This window comes from Reichenbachiella agariperforans, from assembly GCF_900142205.1.
GTDB classification, from domain to species: domain Bacteria; phylum Bacteroidota; class Bacteroidia; order Cytophagales; family Cyclobacteriaceae; genus Reichenbachiella; species Reichenbachiella agariperforans.
Genome location: NZ_FRAA01000001.1, coordinates 1,539,452 through 1,551,916, shown reverse-complemented (window position 1 = coordinate 1,551,916; position 12,465 = coordinate 1,539,452). Strand labels below are relative to the sequence as shown.

Annotated in this window: 9 protein-coding genes; 6 read left to right on the top strand and 3 right to left on the bottom strand. The window is 43.6% G+C overall.

Annotation, left to right across the window (positions count from 1 at the left end):
- Window positions 1-121: 121 nt before the first annotated feature.
- From BUB99_RS06065 to BUB99_RS06040, 6 genes are all read left to right on the top strand, one after another.
- Window positions 122-1,039 carry a dimethylarginine dimethylaminohydrolase family protein gene (locus BUB99_RS06065; RefSeq protein WP_073120398.1) on the top strand — a complete coding sequence of 306 codons (918 nt, stop codon included), beginning with the start codon at window positions 122-124 and terminating at the stop codon, window positions 1,037-1,039.
- Window positions 1,039-1,980, top strand: a complete 942-nt coding sequence (ctlX, locus tag BUB99_RS06060) for a citrulline utilization hydrolase CtlX (protein ID WP_221407489.1) — start codon at window positions 1,039-1,041, stop codon at window positions 1,978-1,980. The genes BUB99_RS06065 and ctlX overlap by 1 nt, the downstream gene beginning before the upstream one ends.
- 3 nt (window positions 1,981-1,983) lie before the next feature.
- The gene (argS, locus tag BUB99_RS06055) at window positions 1,984-3,771 is read left to right on the top strand and encodes an arginine--tRNA ligase (protein ID WP_139280909.1); all 1,788 of its coding nucleotides are present in this window, start codon (window positions 1,984-1,986) and stop codon (window positions 3,769-3,771) included.
- Window positions 3,772-3,781: 10 nt separating this feature from the next.
- Window positions 3,782-4,675, top strand: a complete 894-nt coding sequence (locus BUB99_RS06050) for a 1,4-dihydroxy-2-naphthoate polyprenyltransferase (RefSeq protein WP_073120396.1) — start codon at window positions 3,782-3,784, stop codon at window positions 4,673-4,675.
- Between the two features lie 251 nt (window positions 4,676-4,926).
- On the top strand, window positions 4,927-7,716 hold the full coding sequence (locus tag BUB99_RS06045; protein WP_084190405.1) for a TonB-dependent receptor: 2,790 nt from the start codon (window positions 4,927-4,929) through the stop codon (window positions 7,714-7,716).
- Between the two features lie 285 nt (window positions 7,717-8,001).
- The gene (locus BUB99_RS06040) at window positions 8,002-8,397 is read left to right on the top strand and encodes a hypothetical protein (protein WP_139280908.1); all 396 of its coding nucleotides are present in this window, start codon (window positions 8,002-8,004) and stop codon (window positions 8,395-8,397) included.
- Between the two features lie 621 nt (window positions 8,398-9,018).
- Here the strand turns inward: BUB99_RS06040 and BUB99_RS06035 are convergent.
- From BUB99_RS06035 to BUB99_RS06025, 3 genes are all read right to left on the bottom strand, one after another.
- Window positions 9,019-10,425 carry a M48 family metalloprotease gene (locus tag BUB99_RS06035; protein WP_073120392.1) on the bottom strand — a complete coding sequence of 469 codons (1,407 nt, stop codon included), beginning with the start codon at window positions 10,423-10,425 and terminating at the stop codon, window positions 9,019-9,021.
- Between the two features lie 326 nt (window positions 10,426-10,751).
- On the bottom strand, window positions 10,752-11,558 hold the full coding sequence (ispE, locus tag BUB99_RS06030) for a 4-(cytidine 5'-diphospho)-2-C-methyl-D-erythritol kinase (RefSeq protein WP_073120390.1): 807 nt from the start codon (window positions 11,556-11,558) through the stop codon (window positions 10,752-10,754).
- Between the two features lie 65 nt (window positions 11,559-11,623).
- Window positions 11,624-12,436, bottom strand: coding sequence for an enoyl-ACP reductase FabI (locus BUB99_RS06025; RefSeq protein WP_073120387.1), 813 nt, complete (start codon window positions 12,434-12,436; stop codon window positions 11,624-11,626).
- Window positions 12,437-12,465: the final 29 nt, after the last annotated feature.

The following is a 12,465-nucleotide window of genomic DNA, read 5'->3' as shown; positions in this document are numbered from 1 at the left end:
TTATTAAATCCTACAAATATCACAAAAAATGAAAAACCACCATCAATTATTTATGTTTTCGGACTTTGAAATGTTTTGTATAAAATACGGTTAAATTTGCAGACCCAAAAAATGACCAATAATGATAAAATTGATGATTAAGGACGAAACTGCACCACTAGAAGCTGTGGTGCTGGGGACGGCCATGAGTTTAGGAGGGACTCCTGACCTGGCACATGTCTACGATCCTAAATCGCGAGAACATATCATCGACGGGACGTTCCCAAAAGAAGAAGATTTAATCCGCGAAAACGAAGCTTTCAAAGCAGTGCTGGAAAAACACCATGTCAAAGTATATCGTCCCGAGACCTTAGCTGATACCAATCAGGTGTATGCCCGCGATATCGGTATGGTGATCGACGAGACTTTCATTATGCCTAATATTATAGAAGACAGAGAGCACGAAAAGGATGGGATAGCCTATCTGATCGATCAGGTGAGCCCAGAGGATATCCTAGTGATGCCCGAAGGGGCGCATGCGGAAGGTGGTGATGTGATGCCCTGGAAAGGTCGCTTATTCGTCGGCTATTCGGAGGAGGAGGACTATCAAGCCTACAAGGTGAGTCGAACCAATCGTGCAGGACTTGAGTTTTTGGAGCAGCATTTTTCCAACTATGAGGTGATAGGTTTCGAATTGAAAAAATCGGATACAGATGCCAAGGCCAATGCATTGCATCTGGATTGTTGTTTTCAGCCTATCGGGCGAGATCAGTGTATTATCTATAAGGGGGGATTCAAAAATCTATCCGATTACGAATGGTTAGTAGCAGAGTTCGGTGCGGACAACTGTATTGAGATCACGCAAGATGAGATGTATCACATGAATTCCAATGTGTTTTCGATATCACCAGAAGTGATCGTGAGTGAAGCAGGTTTTGATCGGCTGAATACCGAGCTCGAACGGCGTGGTTTTACAGTAGAGCGTGTGCCTTATACAGAGATTTCTAAGATGGAAGGATTGTTTCGTTGTTCTACTTTACCACTCAAAAGAAGCTACTAATGGGAATAAATACAACTTCCAGCATACTGATGATACGACCTGTGAGCTTCCGGTTCAACGAGGAGACAGCCGTCAATAATTATTATCAAAACAAACCAGAAGAAGAAGCACAAGAAGATATTCAGACCAAGGCATTGGAGGAGTTCGATGATTTCGTAGATAAGTTGACAACTGCAGGTGTGGAGGTGGTCGTCGTGAATGATACGCTCAAGCCTGAGACACCAGATTCGATTTTCCCGAACAACTGGGTGTCGTTTCATCATGACGGTACGATAGGCGTTTATCCGATGTTTGCAGAGAACAGAAGACTGGAGCGCCGCGAAGAGATATTCGATATCCTAGAAGAGAGAGGGTTTGAGATCACACAGGAGATTCACCTTACGGATTTCGAACATGTAGAGAAATACCTAGAAGGTACGGGGAGTTTAATTCTCGATCGAGAAAATAAGATCGCGTATGCTGCACTTTCAGAGCGAACCAACTCCGATGTGTTGTTGGCGTTCAGAGAACAGTTCGGGTTTCGCATCGCCGATTTTGTGGCGAATCAATCTGTGAATGGCGAGCGGCTTCCCATCTATCATACCAATGTCATGATGTGTCTGGGAGATGAGTTTGCGGTGATATGTCTAGACGCTATAGATGACATGGAGGACAGAGATGCAGTGATCGAAACACTGGAGGAGTCAGACAAGGAAATCATCGAAATCACAGAAGAACAGGTGGGGCAGTTCGCAGGGAATATGCTCCAGGTCGAGAACCAAGAAGGGGAAAAGATGATGGTCATGTCGTCTACAGCCTACAACAGTCTTGACCAAAGTCAAATAGATAGAATTTTAGCGTACAACAAGGAGATCATCCATAGTTCGCTTAATACGATAGAAACATTAGGAGGAGGCAGTGCCCGATGCATGATGGCAGAGATCTTCCTTCCGAAATCATAGATTATGAATATTGCTTTAGATATACAAAAAGCGCTACAGTCTGCGCTACAAGACTTATACAGCCATGAGGTAGAGCAATCTACACTTGGCTTACAACCTACACGCAAGGAGTTCGCAGGAGCTTATACTTTTGTGACTTTCCCGTATGGGAAAATATCCAAGAAAAGCCCTCAAGACACGGCACAGCAGATTGGTGAGTACCTCACTGAGAAGTGTCCAACTGTATCAGGTTTCAATGTAGTCAAAGGCTTTTTGAATATCGAAATTGCAGATCAAGCATGGTTGCAAGTACTCAACGAAGCGATGGCGGATGAGCACTATGGTTTGGGAGAGAAAAAAGAGCAGTCAGTCATGGTGGAGTACTCTTCGCCTAATACCAACAAGCCTCTTCACCTTGGGCACTTGAGAAATATCTTTCTAGGATACTCGGTGGCTAAAATCTACGACGCACTAGGTTATAATGTAGTGAAGGTGCAGATCATCAACGATCGAGGGATACATATCTGTAAATCCATGATCGCCTGGCAAAAGTTCGGAGAAGGAGAGACGCCCGAATCTTCTGGACTGAAGGGTGATAAGCTCGTAGGTAAGTACTATGTGGCGTTTGACAAGGCATACAAAGCAGAGGTAGCTGAGATGGTCGAGTCAGGCAAAACCAAAGAGGAGGCAGAGAAGCAAGCGCCTTTGCTACTCGCAGCGCAAGAGATGCTACGTCAGTGGGAGGCCAAAGATCCAGAAGTGTATGCGCTTTGGGAGACGATGAACGGCTGGGTCTACGATGGGTTTGACAAGACCTATGAGCAGATGGGGGTGGATTTTGATCAGCTATACTATGAGTCTGATACCTATCTGCTAGGCAAGGATGCCGTAGAGGCTGGATTAGCTACTGGTCACTTCTTTGAAAAGGCGGATGGCTCTGTATGGATCGACCTGACGGACGAAGGACTAGACCAAAAAATCGTTCGTCGTAGCGATGGGACAGCGGTCTATATGACGCAAGATATCGGTACCGCCATCCAGCGATTCAAAGAATACCCAGGGCTAGAGCGTTTGGTCTACACCGTAGGCAATGAGCAGGACTATCACTTCAAGGTGCTGTTTCTGATCCTAAAGAAGCTTGGTTATGCGTGGGCGGATGGATGTTTTCATTTGTCATACGGGATGGTGGATTTGCCATCTGGCAAAATGAAATCAAGAGAAGGAACTGTAGTAGATGCGGATGACCTGATGGGAGAGATGATTCAGATCGCGGAGGATCATACCCGTGAGCTAGGAAAGATCGATGGCTTTAGTGATGAGCAGGCTGCGGCACTCTACGACACGATCGGTATGGGAGCGTTGAAGTATTTTCTACTCAAAGTAGACCCAAAGAAACGTATGCTTTTTGATCCCAAAGAATCGATAGAGTTTCAAGGGAATACTGGCCCATTCGTACAGTACACTTTTGCGCGTATCTCAGCGATCCTGAGACGTGCGGCGGAACTGGGAGTGGCAGAAGGAGCCGTTGCAGACAACATCACTTTCACTGCTAATGAAGCCGAGCTGATCTATTTGATCTCCGAGTGCCAAAACAAAATACAGCTCGCCGCTGACGAGTACAGTCCGGCGGTGATCGCGCAGTATGTCTATGATCTAGCCAAGGAATACAACAAGTTCTATGCAGCACAGGCCATCTTTACCGAAGACGAAGCGGAGCAGGTGGCGTTTAGAGTACAGTTATCTGGACAGGTGGCTCGATTGATTAAATTAGGTATGTCGCTACTGGGTATCCACGTACCAGAGAGAATGTAATAGCAGAGAGATGATTAAGCATTGGTTAGAAGCATTTAGACTAAGGACACTGCCTTTGGCTCTGTCTAGTATTATCATGGGAGGCTTTTTGGCTGTCAAAGCCAACGCTTTCTCCTGGGATATTTTTGGTTTATCTATTCTCACCACGGTTTTTTTGCAGGTCCTGTCCAATCTGGCCAATGACTATGGGGATTCGGTACATGGAGCGGATAGTGGAGACCGACAGGGACCACAGCGTGCCGTGCAGACTGGAGCGATTAGCGCCACAGCGATGAAACGAGCGATGGTGCTATTCGCTGGGCTATCTTTGGTCGCGGGTCTGGCATTGCTCTATGTTGCTTTTGCTGATCAGCTGATCTATGTCTCGATCTTTTTGGGCGTTGGTTTATTGTCTATCTATGCGGCGATTACCTACACCTCTGGCAAGAATCCCTATGGCTACATGGGCTTGGGAGATATTTCGGTGTTCTTGTTTTTTGGCTTGGTAGGGGTGCTCGGTTCGTACTTTCTGTATACTCGGTCTTTTGATACGTGGGCTGTTTTGCCTGCGATCAGTTGCGGACTGTTCGCCACCGGCGTACTTAATGTCAATAATATCCGTGATATAGAGTCGGACAAGAAAGCGGGTAAGCGGTCGATCCCTGTGCGGATTGGATGGAAAAGGGCGGTCTATTATCATTGGGTTCTTTTATTAGGAGGTGTGTTAGCTGCATTGTGTTTTGTATTGATAAATTATCAATCTCCTGTTCAATTTTTATGGTGTGGTACTATACCGCTATTTGTTATTAATGCTCGTGCAGTTTTTTTCAAGACAAGTGCTACTGAGTTAGATCCGTATCTAAAACAACTAGCCTTGAGTACTTTAATATTTGTAGTCAGTTTTGGTATCGGTATGCTTTTCTGATTTTGTAGTTTTTATTCATTATCTTTTGTGGAGTAAAACACTTCGTTTTCTGCGTTTTAACCAAGGCTTTGGTGAATGGCGAAATAGTTTTTAAGATCGTTCATACTTCAAAAATAATAACCAGATCAAAGCTATAGGACTGTAGGTTTATTCACTCTCATGGGTGATTTGTGTTGCGTGATTTTAAGTGATGGGTATTCGGTTATTGCGGTTTTTGAAGTTCTTCATTTGCAAAAACAACTATGGAAATCATGATAATAAAAATCACAGAAAGACTGTTTTTAAGCAGTGAAAACCAAATTAGTAGCTATGTTCGAGCCTTGCTCAGGTTTGGAGTATTGCTGTTTCTGAGCATAAGTATTTTTTCTGTCTCACATGCGCAGGAAAGCAGCATGATTGTAGGGACTGTTTTAGACCAAAATAAAGAAGCAGTACTTGGTGCTGCTGTTGTGATCAAAGGAACGAGCTTGGGTACAGTAACGGATATGGATGGGAAGTTCTCTATTCAAGCGAAGGAGGGAGATGTATTTACAGTGAGTTTTGTCGGTTATACAGATGAAACTTTTGAGGTTGTAGGAGGGGAAACAGAATACACCATAACGCTAGAGGAAAATGCGACAGAGCTCGGGATGGTGTATGTCGTGGGATCTAGAAATGCCAATCGTTCGGAATTGAATTCTGCTGTTCCAGTGGATGTGTTGGATGTGTCAGAGTTGTCTGCTAATACAGGGCGTGTAGAAATTAATCAAATTCTGCAATATGCAGCCCCATCTTTTAATGCTACCAAACAATCAGGGTCTGATGGTGCAGATCATGTGGATCCAGCATCTTTGAGAGGTTTAGGTCCCGACCAAACGTTAGTTTTGGTCAATGGAAAAAGAAGACACCAATCATCACTTGTTAATATTTTTGGTACAAGAGGAAGGGGAAACTCTGGTACAGACCTGAACGCTATACCAGCATCTTCTATTAAGAGGGTTGAGATATTGAGAGATGGCGCCTCTGCACAGTATGGATCAGATGCTATTGCAGGTGTTATTAATATAGTCTTGAAAGATCAAACTGAAGGGGTGACTGGTGGAGTTACTTATGGTGCTTACAGTACAAATGTAGGAGGTGATTATGAGCAAAAGATATTTGATACCCAAGATGGGTGGGAGACACTTATTTATAATGTTAATGGTAAGAACCGCTTAGATGGAGAGGAGAAATCATTTGATGGTAATACGATGAAGATTGATCTGAACTATGGGATGAAAATCGGAGACAAAGGTGGGTATGCTAATATCACTACGGAATACCTGACTAAGGATAGAACGCTCCGACCAAGTTATGAATGGCGGAAAGGCTATGGTACAGCAGGTGTTGATGGGTTTAATTTCATGGTCAATACGGCGGTTCCTATTACAAACAGTATAGAGTTTTATGCCTATGGTGGTCGTAACTATAGAGATACGGATGCTTATGCGTTTTCTAGAGATAGTTTTGATGATGGAGACAATCGTTCGGTACCTAGTTTGTACCCTAATGGTTTTACGCCGAGAATTACTTCTGTAATTACTGACGTATCAGCTACAGCAGGGGTTCGTTATGATATGGACAATGGATGGAAAGTTGATTTTTTCAATAATTACGGGAAGAACAATTTTCATTATTTGATCAAAGATTCAAACAATGCCTCGTTAGGAGCAGCATCTCCTACTGAATTTGATGCAGGAGGACACAGCCTCTCTATGAATACAACAGGGATAGATTTTACAAAGTATTTTGAAGATATCGCATCAGGACTCAATATCGCTTATGGTTTAGAGTATAGAACTGAGCAGTTTGAGATTTTTGCTGGAGAGCAAGCGTCATATGGTATTTACGATCAGAATGGGACTTTTATTTCTATCCCAGCTGAGCAGACCCCAGCAGTGGATAGCAATGGCGATCAGTTGCCAGGGGGATCTCAGGGATTTCCAGGGTATAGTCCTTCTAATGAAGTGGATAAAGGACGTACTAATTTTGGAATATATGTAGATGCAGAACTGAATATCATCGAAGATTTGTCGGTGAGTGGAGCGTTGCGCTTCGAGGAGTATAGTGATTTTGGAGAAACCTTTAACTATAAGCTAGCCGCTCGGTATGAAATACTAGATGGCCTTGCAGTACGAGCGTCAGCGTCGTCAGGCTTCAGAGCTCCTTCTTTAGCCCAGATTCATTACAATTTACTTTTTAACAACATAGTAGCAGGCACATCGATTCGTACTTTACTCGCATCTAATACAAGTACTGTGACTCGTGCATTTGGAATCGAGCCGTTAAAGCAAGAGACGGCCCAAAACTACAGTGTAGGTATAACCTATGAAAAGGGCGATTTTACAGCTACTGTGGATGCTTATTCTATCTCGGTGGATGATAGAATTATCTTGACTGATAATTTCGACGCGTCTAGTCTAAACGTAGGTGCTGAAGCGGCTCAGTTTTTTGCGAATGGAGTGGATACGAAGACCGAAGGAGTAGATATTGTTCTCTCTTATAGAATGGAACTAGGTGCTAAAGGTAATTTTCAGGTAGGTTTGATTGGGAATATCAATGAGCTGACCATAGAGGAAATTCATAATGGCGATTTGAATGAGTATACCTTTTTTGGCCCTTTTTCTCAGGCTTATTTGAAGGCTGCTGCTCCTGATTATAAATTTGGGTTAAATTTAAATTACTCATCCCCAAAGCTAACAGCTAGCGTGAACTTGACACAGTTTAGTGAAGTTCAACTTCAAGACTTTCAATGGGTAGACTCGCCTCCGACAACAGATACTGAGGCAGAAGCGCTTTATGCAGTTGCAACAGATACTTATGAGGCGATAATGACAGTAGATATGAGTGTAGGGTATAATATTACCGAAGGGATCAAATTTACCATTGGAGGAAATAATATTCTTAATAAATATCCTACTCCTCAGTTTGATGGATGGACGGATCAAGGAGGATTTAATGACTCTGTTCAGATGGGATCGGATGGAGCCTACTTTTTCGGACGATTGAATTTTACATTCTAGCAATCCTAATATTGATTTTGAAAAAGGAGAGTGTAACAATAATTTATTGTTACACTCTCCTTTTTCGTTGTAGACCCAAACCCCATCTCGTAAGGAGCCTGCTACGGATAGTTTTATCTAGGGTTTTGTGTTCGGATGCGTTCGTTATGGGACGGTTTTGTGTTCGGTTTTTTGATCGGTCTATCTATGATATTTGTGTAACACATTGATATACAGTTGTTTTTGTGTTTTGGCACGTCGTTGGTCATGATAGAGTCAGATATCAAAAACCAAAATCATAAAGACATGAAAAATTTAATCAAAACTTCCTCACTTGTAATTGCAACAATACTAATGATCACCACTACATCTTTTGCCGGAGGGACAAAAGAGAAGGCGATAGAAAAAGCCGTAGACGCGGTAGAGAATGGCGCGCCTGACGATTGGATGTTGCTCGCAGAGCAAGCAGACTATTTGATCAAAAAGGACGCTGGGATGACCAAAGCCAAAACATGGATCGAAGCGTCGTTAGCTATCAAAGAAGCTCCATATAATCTAGAAGTAATGGGCGACTACTACAGCAAGTGTAACCTGAAAAGAGAAGCCATGATGCATTACATCAAATCTATGAATGCACTGAAAGCAGATGATGCGACCGTAGATACCTCACACATTCAGGACAAGATAGTCGCACTGAGATAACAAAGAAAAAGTAGAATCCTCATAGAGGAATGAAGGGGCGGCATCATGCTGCCCTTTTGTTGTTGTAAGGGTGTTTGTAATGACTTTGGGCGTGGGACAGGGGCTGGTTGGGTGCAGTTCAAGATAGTCTATGGGTTACTAAAAAAGGCCTGACAGGTTTCTGAAACCTGTTAAGTCTTAAAAAAAATAAACGCATTTCGCGAAACAAGCACTCGGTAGTCAGAAAACACCCTCACCTCATCAAAAAAGGTCTCTTCCCGAAATCACATGATTTACGAAAAATCCCCGAATCTAGGTAGCAGATAGAAGGCTCTCCTTTTTCATCTTTCCGATTACCTTAAGAAGAGTTATAAATGTTCGGGTGTCTGGTTGCGCTACCAGAAGGTTCTTCTTGCGCAAGGAGACAGTTGACCTTGCGCAACCATGACATCCACCTTGCGCAAGGAGAGAGTAGGCCTTGCGCAACACCAGAACTGAGTCAACGACTGTACGCCTTTACGTTCTGCTTAAACCGCCAATGGCGGACGTTTGAGCAGAACGTAAAGGCGTGACCGTGGGATATGCATCATCCCTAACCTTAACAAATGAGTAATCATTCTTACCTGTCACCCTAGTTTGCATTTAAGGCTTATAAGGCTCTTCTTCGACGAACTTGATGAATTCTCCTTTGACTCTTTCGTCCTTTGTCGTGCTGTTGATCACTTCTAGCAAGACCAAGTGATCCGTGAGGTTCTTCTGTACTGCATACTCACTTACGGTCATATCAGGCGCTGCCTCGTATCGCAGACGAGTCGTCACGACCTGATCTCTTTCGCTATCTGTGATCGTATTGAAGGAATTGATAGAGGCTAAGACACTGTCCATCTGTGCCTCTTTGTTTGCAGTGCCCAGCAGTTGTAGTACGCCTTCCATTTCTCCGAACTTGATCCATGTGATGACGATTTTATCTTTGCCCGACTCGACGAACAGTTCCACTGCTTCAAAACCATTGACATCCTTTTTCTTGTCCACCGTTAGCATCAGTCCTTTCTTGCCTTTCAGCTCCTTGACATAGTCTTTGTAAGCTGCCTTAGGGGTTTCGTGTTTTCCATCAAAACCCAAAACCAAAGCAGCTCTAGTTATCTGATCCACAGCGGTCAGCGACTCTGGTGTGTTTTTAGTTCTCCAATCGGTAGGCAGCTGCATTGCAAAATTCATATCCGGGTGCAAAAATTTATTATCAGACGTCACTACTCCATTTCTTGGGTTTTGCCCCACTACCAGTCCGTCCAAGTCTGACAGGATACTTTCATCTGTTCCCTCAAAATCCGGCATTACAGACAACTCTTCACTAAGGTTTTTCAATCGTTTATCTGTCAATGGGTGATCATCGAAGAGACTGAAACTGCTCTTTTTGCCCGAAAGGGTGGTTACATAAAACTCTAACTTCGTCAAGGCACTAGCAAGTGCCTCAGGATCGAACCCAGCCTTGGCCGCCAAAGCAAGTCCAGCCTTGTCTGCTTGATTTTCCTGTCCTCTGTCAAACGCCGAACCTACGGTGTTAGAGGTCAACTCTATCGGTGCGTTAAGCAATGCGCCAACTGTCTCACTAAATAATGCTCCGACGATATTACCAGGCAGTTCTAGTAGGGTAGGGACTATTTTTCTCGCCAGCTTCTTCTCACTATGATTGAGTAGCACATGACTAAACTCGTGCCCTAGTACACCCGCCAATTCGTCCTCAGTATCAATGATCGCCAGCAGTCCTCTGGTCACGAATACATATCCACCAGCAGTAGCAAAGGCATTTGGGTCTTCGGTATCCACCAAATAGTATTTGAAATCGTATTTCTTTTTGTCTCCCATCTGCGCTTCGAGTTTCTTACCCACGGTCATCACGAAAGACAACAGCTCTTCATCTTCATAGATACCCATGGAACTCTTCACTTGCTCGAGTGTAGCTTTTCCTATCTTCTCACTTAGGGATTTTTCTTGCCCCATCACTTGTAGGGAAAAAGAAACTAGAAAGGTCAGTATGATAATTCTCATTGTCTTGTTATTTTCTATTTAGAAATACACACTAAGATACATCGTGTGTGTATTCTTTCTTGATTTGTCTCAAAAAAAGTACTTGACAGGCTACAGTGAATCTAAAAATGTGTTCGATTTTAACTTTCATTAAACCCTTGTCGGAAATAGATCAATCATGCTTTGTCTTCAAGTCAGACAGGCTCTTCCTTTTTTTCATTGCTCAAAAAGGGAGCAGAAAGGCTAGGGAATTATAGACTCGCTATCGCTCAAACAGTATAATTCTCAAAAACATTGAATCAAGCATATAGAAGATGATTTGTATTCAAGGTTTAATCGAACTCAAGTTAAAAAATATGTTCGTGGTGATTTTTGTGTTTTGAATCCACAGTCACGGTCGCCTCTGTAGCAAATAACCCATAGACGGAACTTCCGCTACCCGACATGGCGGCATAGTGCGCACCTTGGTCATATAAGCCTTGTTTGATAGCAGTTAACTCTGGATGTGCTGCAAATACAGGCTGTTCAAAATCATTGATCAACAAATCTCGCCATTCACCTATCGCCAGTTTCAAAACATCCGCTGGCATGTAGGTGGGCTTTTGCGGTCTAATCGCCCGAAAGGCCGATGCGGTATCGACATGTATCTCTGGGTAGATAACTACCATTTTGTATCCCGACAGATCTAGATCGATGGTCTCAAATTCATCACCTATTCCGCCTACCATTTGTGTCTGGTTTCGGATGAAAAACGGACAATCAGCACCCAAGCTCGCAGCATACTGTTCTAGTTGCTGATAGTTCTGCTGGAGATCAAAGAGTTCGTTGAGTAGTCGGAGTGCGTAGGCACCATCTGCCGAACCTCCTCCCATACCTGCGCCCATGGGGATCACTTTGTGCAAGTGCATCTGTACAGGCGGGAGATCAAAATCGTGACGGAGCGTTTCATAGGCTTTGACGACCAGATTGCCTGCCGTATCACCTGGGATAGGCAACCCTGACGAAGTAAAAGAAAAAGCATCAGCCTGGACAATCTCTAATGCATCGCACCAGCTGATAGGGACAAAACAAGAAGATATGTTGTGATAGCCATCGGGTCTTTTGGAGAGGATATTGAGACCTAGGTTAATTTTAGCATTAGGGAAAGCTATCATCGGCTATAGAAATGGGTAATTCAAAAAAAGAGTCGAGATGCTCGTCTCGACTCTTTCTAGCTATATTATTTTTTCAATTGCTCCACGAGACGCTCAGTGATCCCTGATGAAGAGAATCCACCATCGTGCATCAAGTTTTGCATCGTCACCATTCTCGTCAGATCAGAGAACATAGACACACAGTAGTCTGCGCATGCATCCGCAGAGGCGTTGCCTAGTGGAGACATCTTGTCTGCATAATCCATGAATACATCAAATCCACCAACACCAGAACCCGCAGTAGTCATCGTCGGAGACTGTGAGATTGTATTGACTCTTACATTCTTCAAACGAGCAAAACGCTCACCGTAGCTACGCGCGATAGACTCTAGCATGGCCTTGGCCTGTGCCATATCCGAGTAGTCTGGGAAAGTACGCTGTGCAGCGATATACGATAGCGCTAGGATAGATCCCCATTCGTTCATTGCATCTTGTTTCTCAGCTACAGCCATCATCTTGTGAAAAGAGATCGCAGAGATGTCCATAGACTTTAGCATCCAATCATAGTTGAGGTCGCCATAGTCTTTGCCTTTTCTAACGTTAGGGCTCATCCCGATAGAGTGCAGTACAAAATCGAGTTTGCCACCAAGTACCTCAGTAGATTTAGAAAACAGGTTCTCAATGTCTTCTACAGATGTCGCATCCGCAGGGATGATTTCAGCGTTGCACTGCTCAGCGAGCTTATTGATTGCCCCCATTCTCAATGCAATCGGTGCATTGGTTAAGACAAAAGAAGCACCTTGCTCCTTGGCTTTGAGAGCTACTTTCCAAGCGATTGAGTTTTCGTCCAATGCTCCAGAGATGATTCCTCTTTTCCCTTCTAAAAGATTGTTAGCCATGTGATTATGTTTTTATTGATTATTCGTTT